18 protein-coding genes and 1 pseudogene are annotated in these 17966 nt (G+C 67.8%); 9 read left to right on the forward strand and 10 right to left on the reverse strand.

The window, feature by feature from the left end:
• Nucleotides 1-14 precede the first annotated feature (14 nt).
• From ACZZZQ_RS01005 to ACZZZQ_RS01015, 3 genes are all read right to left on the reverse strand, one after another.
• Nucleotides 15-1319: a GNAT family N-acetyltransferase gene (locus ACZZZQ_RS01005; RefSeq protein WP_463506706.1), complete on the reverse strand. Its 1305-nt coding sequence runs from the start codon at nucleotides 1317-1319 to the stop codon at nucleotides 15-17.
• Nucleotides 1320-1383: 64 nt separating this feature from the next.
• The gene (locus ACZZZQ_RS01010) at nucleotides 1384-1629 is read right to left on the reverse strand and encodes a zf-HC2 domain-containing protein (protein WP_053095677.1); all 246 of its coding nucleotides are present in this window, start codon (nucleotides 1627-1629) and stop codon (nucleotides 1384-1386) included.
• Nucleotides 1626-2294 carry a sigma-70 family RNA polymerase sigma factor gene (locus ACZZZQ_RS01015; RefSeq protein ID WP_053095676.1) on the reverse strand — a complete coding sequence of 223 codons (669 nt, stop codon included), beginning with the start codon at nucleotides 2292-2294 and terminating at the stop codon, nucleotides 1626-1628. Before ACZZZQ_RS01015 ends, ACZZZQ_RS01010 begins: the two co-directional genes overlap by 4 nt.
• Nucleotides 2295-2329: 35 nt before the next feature.
• Between ACZZZQ_RS01015 and aroA the strand changes: the two genes are divergently transcribed.
• The 3 genes from aroA to bcp are packed head-to-tail and all read left to right on the forward strand — an operon-like array spanning nucleotide 2330 to nucleotide 5238.
• Nucleotides 2330-3688, forward strand: a complete 1359-nt coding sequence (aroA, locus tag ACZZZQ_RS01020; RefSeq protein ID WP_463506707.1) for a 3-phosphoshikimate 1-carboxyvinyltransferase — start codon at nucleotides 2330-2332, stop codon at nucleotides 3686-3688.
• Entirely contained in the window at nucleotides 3685-4755 is a 1071-nt protein-coding gene (gene rsgA, locus ACZZZQ_RS01025; RefSeq protein WP_463506708.1) for a ribosome small subunit-dependent GTPase A, read from the forward strand. The genes aroA and rsgA overlap by 4 nt, the downstream gene beginning before the upstream one ends.
• A gap of 9 nt (nucleotides 4756-4764) precedes the next feature.
• Nucleotides 4765-5238, forward strand: a complete 474-nt coding sequence (bcp, locus tag ACZZZQ_RS01030) for a thioredoxin-dependent thiol peroxidase (RefSeq protein ID WP_463506709.1) — start codon at nucleotides 4765-4767, stop codon at nucleotides 5236-5238.
• A 3-nt stretch (nucleotides 5239-5241) separates the two neighbouring features.
• On the opposite strand, the gene ACZZZQ_RS01035 is transcribed toward bcp, so the two are convergent.
• On the reverse strand, nucleotides 5242-5625 hold the full coding sequence (locus ACZZZQ_RS01035) for a hypothetical protein (protein WP_053095673.1): 384 nt from the start codon (nucleotides 5623-5625) through the stop codon (nucleotides 5242-5244).
• A 235-nt stretch (nucleotides 5626-5860) separates the two neighbouring features.
• Here ACZZZQ_RS01035 and ACZZZQ_RS01040 point away from each other — a divergent pair, with 235 nt between their 5' ends.
• Complete coding sequence (locus ACZZZQ_RS01040) at nucleotides 5861-6109, forward strand: WhiB family transcriptional regulator (protein WP_028503730.1); 249 nt, start codon at nucleotides 5861-5863, stop codon at nucleotides 6107-6109.
• A 71-nt stretch (nucleotides 6110-6180) separates the two neighbouring features.
• On the opposite strand, the gene ACZZZQ_RS01045 is transcribed toward ACZZZQ_RS01040, so the two are convergent.
• Nucleotides 6181-7665 (reverse strand): sensor histidine kinase, encoded by a 1485-nt coding sequence (locus tag ACZZZQ_RS01045; protein WP_053095672.1) that lies wholly within the window; start codon nucleotides 7663-7665, stop codon nucleotides 6181-6183.
• Nucleotides 7666-7689: 24 nt separating this feature from the next.
• Nucleotides 7690-8075 (reverse strand): annotated as a pseudogene (locus ACZZZQ_RS01050) (Rv3235 family protein).
• 127 nt (nucleotides 8076-8202) lie between these two features.
• On the opposite strand from ACZZZQ_RS01050, the gene ACZZZQ_RS01055 reads away from it, so the two are divergent.
• Nucleotides 8203-8814 carry a hypothetical protein gene (locus ACZZZQ_RS01055; RefSeq protein ID WP_072592252.1) on the forward strand — a complete coding sequence of 204 codons (612 nt, stop codon included), beginning with the start codon at nucleotides 8203-8205 and terminating at the stop codon, nucleotides 8812-8814.
• Here ACZZZQ_RS01055 and ACZZZQ_RS01060 read toward each other — a convergent pair.
• Complete coding sequence (locus ACZZZQ_RS01060; protein ID WP_463506710.1) at nucleotides 8802-9080, reverse strand: helix-turn-helix domain-containing protein; 279 nt, start codon at nucleotides 9078-9080, stop codon at nucleotides 8802-8804. The genes ACZZZQ_RS01055 and ACZZZQ_RS01060 overlap by 13 nt on opposite strands.
• Nucleotides 9081-9177: 97 nt before the next feature.
• Here ACZZZQ_RS01060 and ACZZZQ_RS01065 point away from each other — a divergent pair, with 97 nt between their 5' ends.
• Nucleotides 9178-9798, forward strand: a complete 621-nt coding sequence (locus ACZZZQ_RS01065; protein ID WP_072591059.1) for a CpaB family protein — start codon at nucleotides 9178-9180, stop codon at nucleotides 9796-9798.
• The gene (locus tag ACZZZQ_RS01070; protein ID WP_463506711.1) at nucleotides 9795-11036 is read left to right on the forward strand and encodes an AAA family ATPase; all 1242 of its coding nucleotides are present in this window, start codon (nucleotides 9795-9797) and stop codon (nucleotides 11034-11036) included. The genes ACZZZQ_RS01065 and ACZZZQ_RS01070 overlap by 4 nt, the downstream gene beginning before the upstream one ends.
• Here ACZZZQ_RS01070 and ACZZZQ_RS01075 read toward each other — a convergent pair.
• Nucleotides 10960-12186 (reverse strand): pyridoxal phosphate-dependent aminotransferase, encoded by a 1227-nt coding sequence (locus ACZZZQ_RS01075; RefSeq protein ID WP_463506712.1) that lies wholly within the window; start codon nucleotides 12184-12186, stop codon nucleotides 10960-10962. The two genes, ACZZZQ_RS01070 and ACZZZQ_RS01075, sit on opposite strands and share 77 nt — an antisense overlap.
• A gap of 67 nt (nucleotides 12187-12253) precedes the next feature.
• On the reverse strand, nucleotides 12254-15061 hold the full coding sequence (secA, locus tag ACZZZQ_RS01080) for a preprotein translocase subunit SecA (RefSeq protein ID WP_372984406.1): 2808 nt from the start codon (nucleotides 15059-15061) through the stop codon (nucleotides 12254-12256).
• A 164-nt stretch (nucleotides 15062-15225) separates the two neighbouring features.
• Here secA and ACZZZQ_RS01085 point away from each other — a divergent pair, with 164 nt between their 5' ends.
• Complete coding sequence (locus ACZZZQ_RS01085) at nucleotides 15226-15828, forward strand: PadR family transcriptional regulator (protein WP_072591057.1); 603 nt, start codon at nucleotides 15226-15228, stop codon at nucleotides 15826-15828.
• A 62-nt stretch (nucleotides 15829-15890) separates the two neighbouring features.
• Nucleotides 15891-17228, forward strand: a complete 1338-nt coding sequence (locus ACZZZQ_RS01090; protein ID WP_463506713.1) for a coiled-coil domain-containing protein — start codon at nucleotides 15891-15893, stop codon at nucleotides 17226-17228.
• Nucleotides 17229-17291: 63 nt separating this feature from the next.
• Here the strand turns inward: ACZZZQ_RS01090 and hpf are convergent, their stop codons facing one another.
• Nucleotides 17292-17948 carry a ribosome hibernation-promoting factor, HPF/YfiA family gene (gene hpf, locus ACZZZQ_RS01095; protein WP_053095665.1) on the reverse strand — a complete coding sequence of 219 codons (657 nt, stop codon included), beginning with the start codon at nucleotides 17946-17948 and terminating at the stop codon, nucleotides 17292-17294.
• Nucleotides 17949-17966: the final 18 nt, after the last annotated feature.

Here is a 17966-nt window from a genome sequence, read left to right on the forward strand (position 1 = left end):
TTTCGTCTGAGAGTTCAGTACCAGATGTCGAGTGCCGGCACGGGGAATGCCACGAACGCGCGGTCCAGCTCTTCCACGACGGCGGCGTCGGCATCGATCCGTCCGGCGACGTGCAGAGACGAGGCCCGCACACCCCCGGCATAGAGGATGGAGAGCGCGGACACATCGAGCTCCGCATCCACGGCCGCGGCATCGTCCACGGCCTCGACGGATGCCTCCCCCGTCTCGTCGACGCGCAGACGCCAGTCACCCGACGCGAAGCCGAGCGGATCGCGAACGCGCAGAATCACATCGATGGGCGCCGAGTACCGTCGCGCAGGGAGAGCCGCGGGGACGTCGAGCAGGCGCAGCCAGCCATGGTCGTGCACCGTCTGGGTGACACCACGCGGGTCGCGAACCAGCCACGGAAGCGCGTCGTCGAGCGGACGCAGATCGGCGGTGACCTCGTCGACGAGATCGTGCTGCAGCGCGAACCCCCACAGGGCGGCAGTCGCTTCGGGAGTCTCCGCGACCAGCAGGCGCACGGCGAGGGCGAATCGGAAGGATCCGGTGCGCTCGCTGAGGGTGAAGGCCATCGCCCCGCGCACCTCGCCGTCCGCATCGACGAAGCGGATGCCGCGCACCTGATCGCGGTCGGTGTCACTCGGTGACAGGCCCGCGATGCCGGTCCATCGCGAGTGCCACCCGGGGATCTGGCCGCCACGATGACCGCGGACCCGATCATGCACCGCTCCGAGTTCCGCGGCGAGCGACTCGCGGTCGAGGTATTCGACGCGGCCGTCCGAAGACGGACCTGCCCAGCCGGCGCGACGGGTATCGACCGTGACGCGCGACATATGCACAGCCGACCCGAAGCCGTACCTGCCGTAGATGGTCGCCTCCGAGACCGTCAGCCCCGCGATCGGCACTCCTGCCGTCGCCGCTGCCCTGAGCTCGCCCTCGAGGAGCGCTCGCGCGATGCCGCGACGTCGGTGCGTGGCCGACACCGTGACTCCGCTGATCGCCCACATCGGGATCTCGCCCCCACCGGGCAGCGTCAGCGGCGTGACCCAGGAGTCGATCGTGGCGACCGGAGGGGCGTCCGTCGCCGCTGCGTCGTAGACGCCGATGTTGCGTCGCGACTCGAAGGCCGCTCGGCCGAAGGCGAGCACCTCCGGTGTGGGCTCCGCGCCGAGGAAACCTCGGGTCATCGCCCTCTGGAAGCTCTCGGACTGTGCGTCGTCAGCGGTGTCGACGACCCGGTAGACCAGCGATTCCGCCGCCAGTCGCTCGGTGGAGGTCGGATCGGCCGGGATGTCGCGTGAATCGATGAGCGTCATGCTTCCAGCCTATGGGCGGATGCCGACATCACGATCTCAGGGGTCGACGGCTGCTCGCCCGCGGTCAGTGCTGAGCGGACTGCACCTCGCGCAGTCGCGCGAACACCTGGTCGCGCAGCTCCTCCGGAGCCGTCTCCTTGCAGGCGCGCGCCACGACCTCGGTGAGGGTCGTCGCCACGAGTGCCTCGTCCCGACAGGACGGGCAGTTCTCGAGATGCTCGCGGATCTCCGTGTGCTCGGTGTTGCAGACCTCGTTGCGGAGGTACTCCTCGAGATCCTTGCGGGCCTTGTCGCAGCCGCAGTCGGTCATTTCTTGCTCCTCGGGTCGGCCGCGGAGATTCCCCGCTCCACGGCGTAGTCAGCCAGCAGCTCCCGCAGCATCCGCCTGCCTCTATGCAGGCGACTCATCACGGTGCCGATGGGCGTCTTCATGATGTCCGCGATCTCCTGGTAGGCGAAGCCCTCGACGTCCGCGAGGTACACCGCCAGCCGGAAGTCCTCGGGTACGGCCTGCAACGCGTCCTTGACGACCGATGCGGGCATGTGGTCGATGGCTTCCGCCTCCGCCGAACGGCTGTGCGACGCGGTGGTCGTGGTCGACTCCGCACCGCCCATCTGCCAGTCCTCGAGCTCGTCGATCGTGCCCTGGAACGGCTCCCGCTGCTTCTTGCGGTAGATGTTGATGTAGGTGTTCGTGAGGATCCGATAGAGCCACGCCTTGAGGTTCGTGCCCTGCGAGAACGTCGCCCAGGATCCGTACGCCTTGACGAAGGTCTCCTGCACGAGGTCAGCAGCATCAGCCGGGTTGCGCGTCATGCGCATCGCCGCGGCGTAGAGCTGATCCATGAACGGGATCGCCTGTTCCTCGAATTCGCGCCGAGGGTCGCTGACCGTCTCTGCGGTTGCCGTGTCATCCATCACCGGCCAGTCTAGGCGGGCGAGGTCCACCGACTCGCGTTCCAGCGTTGCGAGCATGCTCTCTCCTTGTCGTCGAGCGCCCGGATTCCGTCATGCGAGCACTCGCGTTTACTAAGGTGGGAACCGATGAGCGCCAACAGGTATTCCCCCTCCCTGTCCAGGGCGTCTACGTCGCGCCGACCAGCGCGAACGCCGTCCACGCGACCGTGACGATCCCGGGCTCGAAATCGCTCACGAATCGCGAGCTCATCATCGCCGCGATCGCCGACGGACCGGGCCGGCTCATCGCTCCGCTGCACTCCGACGACTCCCGCCGGATGATCGACGCGCTGCGGGCGTTGGGTGTGGGCATCGAGGAGGTCGACGGCAACGGAGACTTCGGCCCCGATCTGGCGATCACTCCCGCCAAACTCGTCGGCGGCACCACGATCGACTGCGGCCAGGCCGGCACGGTCATGCGCTTCATCGCGCCGCTCGCGGGCCTCGCGCAGCACGACGTGCACCTCACCGCTCACGAGACCGCCCTGCACAGGCCGATGGGCGGCCTCATCAGCGCACTGCGCGACCTGGGAGTCGACATCGACGACGAGGGGACGTGGGCGCTGCCGTTCACCGTCCGCGGACACGGCCGCATCCGCGGTGGACGGGTCGAGATCGATGCCTCGGCATCCAGCCAGTTCGTCTCGGGACTGCTGCTCGCGGCGCCGCGGTTCGACGTGGGTCTGCACCTGGTGCACACCGGCGAGCATCTGCCGAGCCTGCCCCACATCGACATGACGATCGAGGCGCTGAGTCGTCGTGGCATTCGCATCGAGCGGCCCGCCACCGGAGAGTGGCTCGTCGAAGCCGGGGTGCCCCGCGCCAAGGAGATCGCCATCGAGCCCGATCTCTCGAACGCCGCGCCGTTCCTCGCCGCGGCCCTGGTCACGGGCGGGGCGGTGTCGGTTCCCGGCTGGCCGGTGCACTCCACCCAGCCCGGCGCACTGCTTCCCGAGATCCTGCAGGCGATGGGCGCGCACGTCGGCCGGCACAGCGGGACGCTGACGGTCAGGGCCGGCTCCGAGATCCGCGGACTCGACATGGACCTGTCCGCAGCGAGCGAGCTGACTCCCACCCTCGTCGGGCTCGCGGCGTTCGCGTCCGGCCCGACGACGATCCGCGGAATCGGTCACATCCGACTCCACGAGACCGATCGCATCGCGGCCCTCGTGGGCAACATCCGCGCGCTGGGAGGCGAGGCCGAGGAGCTCTCCGACGGTCTGCGCATCATCCCGCGGGATCTGCAAGGCGGCGGCTGGGCGGCGCACCATGACCACCGCATGGCGACGACGGGCGCCCTCATCGGCCTGCGCGTTCCGGGAGTCGAGATCGACGACATCGGAACGACATCGAAGACCCTCCCGGAATTCACCCTCCTGTGGGAGCGCATGCTGCGGGGCGCGTCCGCGTGAGCTGGCTCGACGACTCCGACGACCTCGAGGACGACTTCGAGGACTTCGATGAGAGCAGCATCCGCGCGCGTCCGAACCCGAAGGCGAATCGCCCCCGCACGAAGCGGCGGCCCGCCCATGACGATGCGCAGATCGGACGCGTCCTCGGTGTCGACCGCGGCCGCTACTCCGTGCTGCTCGATGAGGACACGCCCGATGAGCGGATGATCACCGCGGCACGGGCACGAGAACTCCGCAGGAACCCGATCGTGACGGGCGACCAGGCGAAGGTCGTCGGCGACATCTCCGGCGAGGACGGCACACTGGGGCGCATCATCGGCATCGCCGATCGCACCTCTCTGCTCCGGCGCAGCGCCGACGACACCGACCAGGTCGAGCGCGTCATCGTCGCGAACGCCGATCAGATGCTGGTCGTCGTCGCCGCGGCCGACCCCGAGCCGCGAGCCCGACTGGTCGACCGCTATCTCGTCGCCGCTCTGGACGCCGGCATCCGCCCGCTCCTCGTCGTGACCAAGACCGACCTGGCCGATCCCAGCGCCTTCCTGTCGCACTTCGACGGCCTCGACCTGCGCGTCTTCACGAGTGCGCAGGAGGAGATGCCCGTCGATGAGATCGGCGCGGCACTGGTCGGTCACTCGACGGTGTTCGTCGGCCACTCCGGCGTGGGCAAGTCGACGCTCGTGAACGCCCTGGTACCCAGCGCGCTCCGCGCTACAGGGCACGTCAACCAGGTCACCGGCCGTGGCAGGCACACCTCCTCGTCCACCGTCTCTCTGCGGTACGTCGGCCCCGAAGGTCGCGGCTGGGTGATCGACACCCCGGGGGTCCGGTCCTTCGGACTCGGGCACGTCAACCCCGCGAACATCCTCGCCGCATTCACCGAACTCGCCGAGATCGCCGAGAACTGTCCGCGCGGATGCACGCACCTCGCCGATGCCCCGGATTGCGCTCTCATCGAAGCCGCGGAGAGCGGCGAGCTCAGCGAGACGGGACGAGCGCGTCTGGACTCCCTCCAGCGGCTCCTGCAGACCTTCGCCGACAAGGCGGAGCAGACGCCCGGCCGCTAGGCTGGAGGGGTGACTGTGCGCCTGGAACCCGGAACCGCTGCCCCCGACTTCGCTCTCCTCGACCAAGACGGACAGACCGTCACCCTCGACGATCTGCGCGGCCGCAGGACGGTGCTGTACTTCTATCCCGCGGCCATGACCCCGGGCTGCACGACGCAGGCCTGCGACTTCCGCGACAGCATCTCGTCGCTCGAGGGCGCCGGATACCGGGTGATCGGGGTCTCGCGCGACGAGCCTGCAAAGCTCGCCGAGTTCCGCGAGCGCGACGGCCTCACCTTCACCCTTCTCAGCGACCCCGACCACGCGGTGCACTCCGCGTACGGCGTATGGGGCGAGAAGATGAACTACGGCAAGGTCGTGGAGGGCGTCATCCGATCGACCTTCGTGCTCGATGAGCAGGGCACGATCGCACTCGCCCAGTACAACGTCAAGGCCACCGGACACGTCGCGCGCCTGCGCAAGCTCCTCGGCGTCGACGCCTGACGGTCACTCCGCCGGGCGCTCGTTCTCGGCTCGCGTGCTGGCGATCAGCAGCGCGAAGCACAGCAGTGCTGGCAGACCCACTCCGACGGTGAACGCCCACGCGACCGGCTGCAGCGTCAGCGAGGCGAGCGCGAGCGCGATGGCGAGCACCTGGAAGACGACGCCACCCGATCGCGCCCATGACCGCCCCGTCCTCGTCCCGATCGCGAACGCGATGAGCGCGGCGGCGCCGAGGAGAGTGAGCACGATGAGAGCGAGCGCTGTCGGCAGTGAGGCTGCGTCCCCTGCACCGAGGCCCACGAGCTCGATGAGAGCGAAGACGATCAAGGCGGCGCCCTCCGCCGCGAGGACCGCGGATGCCGCCAGAGCGAGGCCGGGTGAGCGCACAGTTGTCTCCTGAGAATCGGATGAGAACGGCGGAAACCCTTGATTTCGCCGGTTTCATGTAACAGAATAGACAGCGTCATGTGCTCCCACAGCGGCGTGGGGCGGGCTTCGAGCTCGCATCACAGAAAGCGGGCATCCGTCCGTATCTCATACAGGGTAGCTGAACCCGATCTGCACCCGAAATCCGAGTCGTCGCAGTGCGTCGATTTCTGAAAAACCACACCGAGGAGCCCCCATGGACTGGCGCGATAAGGCCGCCTGCTTGACTGTCGACCCCGAACTGTTCTTCCCTGTCGGGAACACGGGTCCGGCCGTCGACCAGATCGAGAAGGCGAAGACCGTCTGCGCCACCTGCACGGTGACCGAGATCTGCCTGCAGTACGCCCTCGAGTCCAGCCAGGACTCGGGCGTGTGGGGCGGCCTCTCCGAGGACGAGCGCCGCGCACTCAAGCGCCGCGCCGCCCGCGCCCGCCGCGCCTCCTGAACATCGAGAAGCGGCCCGAGACGATGTCTCGGGCCGCTTCTGCGTATCTGCTCACCGTAGCGGCGGACTCGTCACGCGGTGAGCCAGCGGAGCGGGATGTCGATGACGACCTCGGTGCCCTCTCCCTCGCTCCCCCGCCACTCGATCGATCCGCTGAGTTCCCCCTGGATCAGGGTGCGGATGATCTGCGTTCCCAGTCCCTGACCGATGCGCCCCTCCGGCAGGCCCTTGCCGGTGTCGTGCACCGTGACGCGCAGATTCTCCTCGGTGCGCGCGGCGTCGATCGTGACCATGCCCTCCTGCCCTGCGAGGCCGTGCTCCACCGCGTTCGTGACGACCTCGGTGAGCGCGAGAGCCAACGGCGTCGCATACTCGCTCGGCAGGACCCCGAAGCGCCCGGTCGACCGAGTGCGCGCACGGGTGTTCGGCGCGGATGCGACCTCGGCGACGAGCTTCAGAACCCGGTGGAACACCTCGTCGAAGTCGACCTTCTGAGTCAGCCCCTGAGCGAGGGTGTCGTGAACCACCGCGATGGAGTCCACACGTCTCATCGCCTGGGTCAGCGCATCGCGCGCCTCGTCCGAGTGCGTACGACGCGCCTGGATGCGCAACAGCGATGCGACCGTCTGCAGGTTGTTCTTGACACGGTGATGGATCTCACGGATCGTCGCGTCCTTGGTGATGAGCTCCTGCTCCTGATGACGCAGCTCCGACACGTCCCGGCACAGCACGATGGCACCGATGCGCGTCCCGTGATCCTTGAGGGGAATCGCCCGCAGCGAGACAGTGACGCCGCGTGCTTCGATGTCGGTGCGCCAGGGGGCCCGCCCGGTCACGACGACGGGCAGCGACTCGTCGACCTGTCGCGACGGCGGCACGAGCCTCGTGGTGACCTCGGCGAGAGACTCGCCCTCCAGTTCGTCATCGAAACCCATGCGATTGAACGCCGAGAGCGCGTTCGGACTGGCGAACGTCGTGATGCCGTCGACGTCGATCCGGATCAAGCCGTCTGACGCTCGGGGAGCTCCGCGGCGCGGGGAGGTCGGAGCCGCCGGATCGGGAAAGCTGCCGTCGGCGATCATCCGGAAGATGTCGTTCGCGCACTCGTCGAACGTGATCTGCTGTCGCGACGGCGTCCGGGCCTCGCCGAGGTTCGTGTGCCGGGTGACGACGCCGATGACGGTCCCCTGGTGCTCACTGCCGCGGCGCTCGTTGACGATCGGCACCGCCCTCACGCGCGTCGGGGTCTCCTCGAACCAATCCGGCGAGGACGAGTCCACGATCTCCGCCGAATCGAACGCCCCCTGTACCTGCGTGCGCCACTGCGGCCGCACCCGCTCGCCCACGATGTCGCGGTAGAACAGGGTGGCCGCTCCGCTCGGACGGGCGTGGGCTACGGCGACGAACGATCCGTCGTCGGTCTCGATCCAGACGACGATGTCCGCCGACGCGAGGTCCGCGAGAAGCTGACCGTCGCCGGCGAGTCGATGCAGCCACTCGACATCGTTCTCGGCAAGACGGCCCTGGGCATTGGCGAGGTCGCTGAGCGTTGACACCCCACCAGCCTAGAGCGCGTCCGCTCAGAGAACGGCCAGCGACGTCGCCCGCCAGCGTCGGTCGAGACCTTCGAGGCGAATCGCCACCGCCCGGGTGCGACCGGGACCCGCGACCACGACGACAGCCTCCACCTTGCCGTCCACCGGTTCCGTCACGCGGATCGACAGGATCTCGAAAGTCGGGCGCGCAGGCGAGACCCCCTCGCGCTGCGCGCCCTCGCCGACAGATTCGCCCGCGTCACCAAACTCCGGTACGCGTCTTCATTGAACCAGCGGGCGAGCTGATCGACTTCTCTGACTCCCGCGAGCACCTCGAGCACGCCCTGGGTCAGGCTCCGCAGCAGCGGACTCGGATCCGGCAGCTCGGCGCGGGGCGTCGGCTGTGGTGCGAAGTACTCGTGAAGCATCATCTGAGGCACTCTCCATCGGGAAGACTGCGCCAAGTAGAGCATGCGTCGACTGGCCGATCCGGTCGCGTTCGTGATGTATGTGGATAACTCGTACATGCGCTCCCGGACTTCATTTACGGTGGTCCGCGTGCACTGGGATCGACTGTTCGAAGACCTCGAAGGCCAGCTGGCCTCCGAGTGGGAGAGCGAGCGCGCGGCGCTCGACGCCGAGTCGGAGCGCCTGCGCATCTCGAGGCTCGAGCTTCGCAGCCGGCTCAGAGTGCTCTGCGCATCGGCCGCTCCCGCCACCCTGGATCTGCCGGGTGGAGCTCGCGTTCGGGCACGACTGAACGCGCTGGGCTCCGATTGGATCGCTGCGACGATCGCGCAGGCCGAGGAATCACGGACGACGCGGTCGACCGTGATCGTCCCCCTCCACGCGCTCCGCGGACTCACCGTCGATCACGGTCTGCTGCTGTCGAGCCTGGACGAAGAGGACGACCCCGCCCCCGTGCTCCGCGAGCGCATGTCGCTCGGGTTCGTCCTCCGTGACCTCGCCCGGCGGCGGGTTCCGGTCAGAATCGTCAGCGTCGATGCATCCGACCTCCACGGGACGATCGACCGAGCGGGTGCGGACCATCTGGATCTCGCCCTGCACGACCCGGGCGAGGCGAGGACCGCCTCGGCGGTGCGTGCGTTCCAGATCATCCCGTTCGCAGCCGTCACGTCGGTTCAGACCGCGGGAGATCAGATGCCGTGACGGCGGGATGTGCCCCAGACCTCTGGGAAACTCGCCTCATTCGCCTCACGCCACAGCGCCATCCGTCTGGCCTCTTCGGACTGCTCGGCGAGATACTCCGAAAGGCTCGACTCCTCGACGCGCCACCGGGCGGGTGCACCGAGCTTGGACCCGCGCAGACGTCCCGCGTAGATGAGTTCGATGACCTCGTCGACCCCGATGCTCAGCAGTTCCGCCACCTGCGCCGGCGCCAGGAAGCGCTGCGTGGCCGGAGAGGAATGGGGCATGCTCCCATTCTCCCCCTGCCGTGCCGATACGCCAGGGCCCATCCGATGCTGTGGATAAGTCTCGAGCAGCCGCGGCGATTTCTGTGACCATGTCGCCATGAGCAAGTTCTCCCGTTCACGGCGTGCCGTCTGGGGTGATGCCCGCTTCCTGATCGGCATCGCCGTGGTCGCGCTGTCTGTCGCCGGCGTGTGGGCCGTCGTCTCCTCCTCCGGCGCCACGACACCGGTACTCCAGGCGACGCGAACGATACCGCTCGGCGAAGCGCTCGTCTCCGGTGACTTCCAGGTGGTGGACGTGGGACTCGGCGCCGTCTCGGATCGCTACCTCGCGCCCCAAGACCTTCGGCCCGGTCAGATCGCGTCCCGGACGGTCGTCGACGGCGAGCTGATGCCGACTTCTGCCGCCGAGGACGCGGATGCGAACAGAACCACCACGATCGTCGTCGAGAGCAGCACCGGCATCCCGGCCGATGTGGGCGCCGGGAGCATCATCGAACTCTGGCAATCTCCTCCGGTGGACGAAGGCGCCCTCCCGGGGACGCCGCGCATCCTCGTCGCCGATGCGATCGTCACATCGGTGACGAAGACCGAAGGAATGCTCGCCGCCGACGGCACCACGGCTGAGATCGTGATCGACCGAGCGGATGTCGCCGATGTGCTGTCCGCGATCACCGGCGGCTCTGTCCTGTCCGTCGTGCCGATCGGCTCGACCTCATGACGTCGGTAATCATCGCCCTACCCGATTCCCGTGCGCGCACCCTGGCCGAGGAACTCGAGCTCGAAGGCATCAGCGTGGTTTCCGTCGTCGCGCCGAGCAGGATCCTGCCCCTGCCCGACGGCGTCGATGCCGTCATCGTTCCCGCCAGCCGCGCGGTGCTGACGCCCGCGCTCGTCGCCGACTGCGACAGGGCAGGGGTGCGGATCCTGCCGCTCGGCGACGGCGACAGCAGACTGCTCGGGCGCTACGGCCTCGCGGCCGCACTCCCGACAGAAGCGCGCGGCTGGGAGATCGCTGCCGCGCTCACCGCCGACCTTGCGGGCTCCGTCGAGCGAATCGCGCAATCTCCGCGTCGTGTCACGGTGGTCTGGGGTCCGTCCGGTGCGCCGGGACGATCGACCGTCGCAATCCAGCTCGCCGTCGAGCTGTCCAGGGCAGGACGCCGCACTGCCCTGGTGGATGCCGACACCGTCGCTCCCTCCCTCGCGCTGCTGCTGGGACTCAGCGATGATGCACCCGGGATCGCCGCCGCGTGCCGTCGGGCAGAACTCGGCGCACTCGACTCGGCAGAACTCACACGGCTGGCGACCGTCCTCGACACGAGCGCAGGAGAGATCGAGGTCCTCGGGGGCATCAATCGCCCTGGGCGCTGGCCGGAACTCGGCGCACGTCGATTGGAGGCGACGCTGCGCGCATGCCGCAGCTGGGCAGAGGAGACCGTCGTCGATGTCGCGAGCGCCTTCGACGCCGACGATGAGGCGACGTACGACCTCACCGGCCCGCGTCGCCACGCAGCCACCGTTGCCGCGCTGCAGGAGGCAGACCTGATCATCGCCATCGCGGCGGCCGACCCGCTCGGCATGAGCAGGTTCATCAGGGAGCATGCCGAGCTACGACGGCTCACGACCCCGACGCCCATCAGAGTGGTGGTGAACCGCGTGCGCCCCGGCCCCCTGGGCATGGATGCGCGAGGTCAGATCCGGCGCACGCTCGAGAGGTTCGCCGGCATCGCGGACGTCGCGTTCCTCCCTTTCGATCAGCGGGCCGCCGACGCCGCCCTCCTGCACGCCCGACCGATGGCGGACCTCACTCCGCGCTCGTCCCTCGTCGCCGGCGTGCGCCGCGTCGTGGAGACTCTCGTCTCCACATCAGCAGAGCCGCCTACTGGCGGTAGCTCGAGAGGAAGTTCCCGAGGCGCTCGACGGCTTCTGCGAGCACGCGGGGCTCGGGGAGCGTGACGAGTCGGAGGTGGTCGGGGGTCGGCCAGTTGAAGCCGGTTCCCTGCACGAGGAGGATGTGTTCGGAGACCAGCAGGTCGTAGACCAGCTTCGCGTCGTCCCTGATCTCGTGGACGTTCGGGTCCAGACGCGGGAAGGCGTACAACGCGCCGACGGGCTTGACGCACGAGACACCGGGGATCGATTCGAGTCCCTTCCAGGCGATGTCACGCTGCTCATGCAGGCGCCCGGTCGGCGCGATCAGCGCGTCGATGGACTGCACTCCCCCGAGAGCCGCCTGAACCGCGTACTGGGCGGGGACGTTCGGGCAGAGACGCGTCGAGGCGAGCAGGTTGATCCCCTCGAGGAACCCCTTCGCGTGGTCCTGCGGCCCGGTGATCACGAGCCACCCGGACCGGAAGCCGGCGACCCGGTAGGTCTTCGAGAGCCCGTTGAACGTCAGACACAGCAGGTCCGGCGCCAGGGTCGCCGTCGGGATGTGCACCGCATCATCGAACAGGATGCGATCGTAGATCTCGTCGGAAAGCAGCAGCAGCTGGTTCTCACGGGCGATCTGCACCATGCCCTCGAGAACTTCGCGTGAGTAGACCACGCCGGTCGGGTTGTTGGGGTTGATGATGACGAGAGCTTTGGTGCGCGGAGTGATCTTGGATCGGATGTCCTCGAGGTCGGGCTGCCATCCGTTGTCCTCATCGCACAGGTAATGGACCGGGGTGCCGTCGGCGAGACTCGTCATGGCGGTCCACAGCGGGTAGTCGGGTGCCGGGATGAGCACCTCATCGCCCTCGTCGAGAAGAGCCTGCATCGTCATCGTGATGAGCTCGGAGACGCCGTTGCCGAGGAAGACATCCTCGGGATCGAACCGCGGGAACCCGGGGATCTCCTCGTACCGGCTGACGACTGCTCGCCGTGCCGAGATGATCCCCTTGCTGTCGCTGTACCCGTGAGCGGTCGGAAGCGCCGCCAGCATGTCATGCACGATCTGGTGGGGTGCCTCGAAGCCGAAGATGGCGGGGTTGCCCGTGTTGAGCTTGAGGATCCGATGTCCCTCGGCCTCGAGCCGCGCCGCCTCGACGAGCGTGTTTCCACGGATCTCGTACAGGACGTTCTTGAGCTTCGACGACTGGTCGAAGTGGCGCGTTGGTGTCATTGAGCAAGCCTACAATGACGCGACGAGGGGCCGATCCCCACGGACCGGCCCCTCGTCATGCGCTCTGCTACTTCTTCTTCTTGCCCTGCGCCCGCCGCTGCTCGCGGTTGCCCGCGGGAGCTGCCGAGCCCTCGGTGCGCTGCCCGAACGCGCCGCGCGGAGCCTCAGCCGACTCGGCCTCCTCGGCGGGCGCCTGACGCGCGGCCGCTGCCTGACGAAGCTTCTCGGTCGCGGCCTGCTGAACCTGACCGCGGTCGTTGCGGACCTCGACCTCGCCGGCGTCGTTCGCGGCAGAGTACTCGAGCCGCTGGTCTCCACCGTCTTCGGCGAGGCCCTTCGCCTCGACCTCGGCCGTCTGCGAATCGCCCGCCCGACGCACCTCGACCTCGAGATTGTAGAGGTAGCCGACCGACTCCTCCTTGATCTGCCCCATCATCGACTGGAACATCGCGTAGCCCTCGCGCTGGTACTCGATGAGCGGGTCGCGCTGCGCCATCGCACGGAGACCGATGCCGTCCTTGAGGTAGTCCATCTCGTAGAGGTGGTCGCGCCAGCGGCGATCGAGCACCTGCAGCACCACGCGTCGTTCGAGCTCACGGGTCGCCGCTTCTCCGAGCGACTCCTCACGGGTCTCGTATGCGATCTTCGCGTCCGACAGCAGCTCGCGGGTCAGACCCTCTGCGGTGATGCCACCCTTGCGGCCGGCAGCCTCGGACACAACCTCGTCGATGGTCACGCTCACCGGGTACAGCGTCTTGAGCTCGGTCCAGAGTGCGTCGAAGTCCCAGCTCTCGTTGTGACCCTCGCCGGTGTGATCGCGCACCACGCCACTGATCGCGTCCTCGATGAAGTGCTGGACGCGGTCGGCGATGTCATCGCCCTGCAGGATGTGGCGGCGGTCGGCGTAGATCGCCTCGCGCTGACGGTTCAGGACGTCGTCGTACTTGAGGACGTTCTTGCGCATCTCGGCGTTGCGCGACTCGACCTGCGACTGAGCGCTGCGGATCGCCCGCGACACCAGGCCCGACTCGATCGGGACGTCGTCGGGGAAGTTGGTGCGCGCGAGGATCGCCTCGGCGGCGCCCGACTGGAACAGGCGCATGAGATCGTCGGTGAGGCTCAGATAGAAACGGCTCTCGCCGGGGTCGCCCTGACGGCCCGAGCGACCGCGCAGCTGGTTGTCGATGCGGCGCGACTCGTGGCGCTCCGTGCCCAGGACATAGAGCCCACCGGCCTCGATGACCTTCTCGGCCTCTTCGGACACGATGGACTTCATCGCCTCGTACGTCTCGTCCCACGCGATCTCGTACTCCTCGGGCGTCTCGACGGGGTCGAGTCCCTTGCCCTTGAGCTCCTGCACGGCGAGGAACTCGGCGTTGCCGCCGAGCATGATGTCGGTTCCACGACCGGCCATGTTGGTGGCGACGGTCACGGCGCCGAGGCGCCCTGCGCGAGCGACGATCTCGGCCTCGCGCGCGTGGTTCTTCGCGTTGAGGACCTCGTGCTTGACGCCCTTCTTCGCGAGGAGCCGCGACAGGTACTCGCTCTTCTCGACGCTCACGGTGCCCACGAGCACCGGCTGCCCCTGCGCGTGACGCTCGGCGATGTCCTCGACCACCTGCGTGAACTTGGCGGTCTCGTTCTTGTAGACGAGGTCGGACTGGTCCTTGCGGATCATCGGACGGTTCGTCGGGATCGGGATGACACCGAGCTTGTAGGTCGACATGAACTCGGCCGCTTCGGTCTCGGCGGTACCGGTCATGCCGGCGAGCTTGTCGTACAGGCGGAAGTAGTTCTGAAGCGTGACCGTGGCGAGAGTCTGGTTCTCGGCCTTGACCGGCACGGCCTCCTTCGCCTCGATGGCCTGGTGGATGCCCTCGTTGTAGCGACGTCCGACCAGGATGCGACCGGTGTGCTCGTCGACGATCATGACCTCGTCGTTCATGACGACGTAGTCGGTGTCCTTCTTGAACAGGGCGAGGGCCTTGATCGAGTTGTTGAGGAACGAGATCAGTGGCGTGTTCGCGGACTCGTACAGGTTGTCGATGCCGAGGTAGTCCTCGACCTTCTCGATGCCGGGTTCGAGAACGCCGACGGTGCGCTTCTTCTCGTCGACCTCGTAGTCGACGCCCGCCTCGAGGGTGCGCGCGATCTTCGCGAACTCCGCGAACCAGCGGTTCGCCTCACCGGAAGACGGTCCTGAGATGATCAGCGGCGTGCGCGCCTCATCGATCAGGATGGAGTCGACCTCGTCGACGATCGCGAAGTAGTGCTCGCGCTGGACGAGGTCTTCCTTGCGCCACGCCATGTTGTCGCGGAGGTAGTCGAAGCCGAACTCGTTGTTCGTGCCGTAGGTGATGTCGGACGCATACTGCTCGCGGCGCACAGCCGGGGTCTGGCCCGAGACGATGATTCCCGTCGACATGCCGAGGGCCCGGTACACGCGCCCCATGAGCTCTGCCTGATAACTCGCGAGGAAGTCGTTGACCGTGATCACGTGGACGCCCTCGCCCGCGATCGCATTGAGGTACGCCGGGAAGGTGGCGACCAGGGTCTTGCCCTCACCGGTCTTCATCTCTGCGATGTTGCCGAGGTGGAGAGCAGCACCACCCATGATCTGCACGTCGTACGCGCGCATACCGAGGGTGCGCTTCGCCGCTTCGCGCACGGCGGCGAACGCCTCGGGCATGAGCTGATCGAGCGACTCGCCCTTCGCGAACCGCTCACGCAGCTCGGTGGTCTCGTTGCGAAGTTCGTCGTCCGTGAGCTTGGAGATGTCCTCTTCCAGCGCGTTCACGGCCTTGACCACCTGGTTCAGGCGTCGGATGACCCGCCCTTCTCCAGCGCGCAGCAGCTTCTCAAGAGGATTGGCCACAGATGTCATCTCCCTGTCGATGGTTCCGGCGGCGCCGCGTGTCGGGCGCGTGCCAGGCATACCTTGTCATGTTACCGGTCCGTGACCTGCACGTCGTCTGCATGGCGTGCCTCCAACGCGTTTCCGAGTATGTATATATTGGTCCACGACACCGGGAGGTCCATATGTCGGTCCGACAGAGTCTGCTCGCGATCCTCGCTCAGGGCCCCTGCTACGGCTACCAGTTGCGGCACGAGTTCGACCGCCGCACGGGCTCGGTATGGCCGCTCAACGTCGGTCAGATCTACAACACGCTCGAGCGCCTCGAGCGTGACGGGCTCGTCGCTCGCGGTGCAGCGGACGAGCACGGCCACGTCTACTGGGAGATCACGGCCACCGGCGCGTCCGAGGTGGACCGCTGGCTCGCGTCTCCCGCGCCACGAAGCCAGGCGACGCGCAACGAGCTCGCCATCAAGCTGGCTGTGGCGGCGACCCTCCCCGGCGCGGACGCCGCCCGAGTCATCGCGGCCCAGCGCGCGGCGTCGGAAGAGCATCTCGCAGATCTCACCGCGACGAGGGCGACGCGCGAGGACGACAGCCCCGAGGGGCTCGCATGGTCGCTCGTCGTCGATTCGATGATCTTCACGGCGGAGGCCGAGATCCGCTGGCTCGACCATGTGCAGACCCGGCTCGCCCAGCACCCTGTCCACGCCCTCGCTCTCGAGTTGACGACCGATCGACCCAAACGTGGCAGGCCTTCGAGGTCAGACGTGGCGGCACTCGTCTGACGGGTTTCGCCTCAAGCGTATGCACAGCCAGCGGCGTCGCCCGGGAAACTAGGATCAGTCCTATGGCTGGAATATGGGGCAGACGCAAGCGCGAGCAGGAAGAGCTGGCCGCACAGGACGCCGACCTGGCTCGCCGCGCTGAGCAGGCACTCGTCTCGGCGGACGAGCGCATCAGGAGCACCTCCGACGAACTGGCGTTCGCGGAGGCCGAACTCGGGGATCAGCTGACTCGCGACCTGAAGAAGGCGCTCGCTGCGGTGCGCACGCATCTGCGCGAGGCATTTCAGCTCCACCAGCTCAACCACGATGAGATTCCCGACACGCCTGAGGAGCTCCGCACCCGCAACGCGAGGATCATCCAGCTGTGCGACTGGGCGCAGGATCTGCTCGACGAGAAGACGTCCGATCTCGCCGCATCGATCTCGAAGGTGCGTCGCGCACCCGAGATCATCGCCCAGGTGCGTGCCGATGCCGAGGCGCTGAGCGCACGGATCCCGCACACGAACGAGACCGTCGCGCGTCTCTCCGCGCGTTACTCGGACTCGGCGATGCACCAGATCACGGCGAGCGCCGCCGAAGCAGAGCAGCTGATCGCGTTCGCAACGCACGGCGCGGCCGTCTCAGAACGTCGCCGCGCAGCGAAGCAGAACGAGGAGGCGAACCTCGCACTGGAGACCGCCACCGAGGCCACGCGGCGCGCTTCCGCGCTGCTCGACGCCGTGGAGGACTTCGAGATCGAAGCGCTGCGTGCGGAGTCGACCCTTGCCGAGGTCGTCGCGGATTCACGCAACGACCTCATCGCCGCGCGCACCGCACCCCAGGCGCCGGCCGTCGCGGCCGCCGTCTCCGCGCTGCAGGACGCGCTGAGCGCCCTGTCGCCCGCGGGGACCCCCGGAGATCCCTTCGCCGAGCTGTCGCAGCTGCGCGACGCGAACACGGCTCTCGACGACGCGATCGCCACCGCTCGGCACCGCGAGGCGCACCCGCTGCCCAGCATCCAGCAGGTGCAGCATGCGATCGATGATGCCGACCGCCAGCTCGGCGTCGCCCGCGGACTCATCGCCGGGCACCGCGGCTGGATCGGCGCCGACGCGCGCACGCGCCTCGCCGAGGCCGAGAGGCTGCGGGTCGATCTGTCGGATCTGCTTCCGGCGGAAGAGACGCGCGACGAGGCTCTGACCAGTGCACGACGCGTCGCACACCTGGCTTCTGAGGCCCTGCAGCTCGCCCAGCGCGACATCGATTCCTCACGGCCGCAGGATCAGGGCTGGGGCGGCGGAAACGGCTGGGGCGGCGGCGGCTGGAGCGGCGGGGGCCGACGCGGCGGTGGCGGCGACGTCGCCTCGGGCATCCTCGGCGGTCTCGTCATCGGCAGCATCCTCGACGGCATCTTCGACTGACGCCGTCGCACAACGCGACGACGGCCCGGCTCCCTCTGGAGCCGGGCCGTCGTCGTCTCAGCCTCAGGAGGCGAGCGCCTCAGTGGGCGGAGCCTGCGTCTCGAGAGCGATCACACCGTAATCCCAGCCCTTGCGTCGGTAGACGACGCTCGGGTGGTCGGTGCGCACGTCCACGAACAGGAAGAAATCGTGCCCGACCAACTCCATCCGGTCGACGGCCTCTTCGACGGTCATCCATTCCGCTCCGAAGTTCTTGGTGCGGATGACCACCGGTGAGTAGACCTCGTCGTCCTCGTTCTGGATCGGCACGTTGCCGGTCGCGACGGCCCGCAGGACATCCACGGATGCCGGCTGGACATCGATGCCCTCCAGCGCTCCGCTCTCCTTCTCGAAGTGCGCCCCGCGTGGGTGCTGACGTCCGTCGACTCGCTTCTCCTTCGCTCGACGAAGCTGCTCGGCCATCTTGTCGACGGCCATGTCGAGTGCGACGAACTTGTCTCCGTCCGTGGCTTCAGCGCGCACGACGGGGCCCTTGCTGACGAGCGTGAGCTCCACGGTCTCGTCCGGCACGTGACCGTTGCGGTACACCCGGTGGGTGACCTTGACATCCAGCCGTTGCGCACGGGACGCGAACGTCTGGATCTTGGCGATCTTCTCTTCGACAACGGCTCGGAATCGATCGGTGATACCCACCCCGACGCCAACGATGCTCGTTTCCATTGCTGCCTCCTTGTCCCG

Source organism: Microbacterium sp. AC132, from assembly GCF_979258525.1.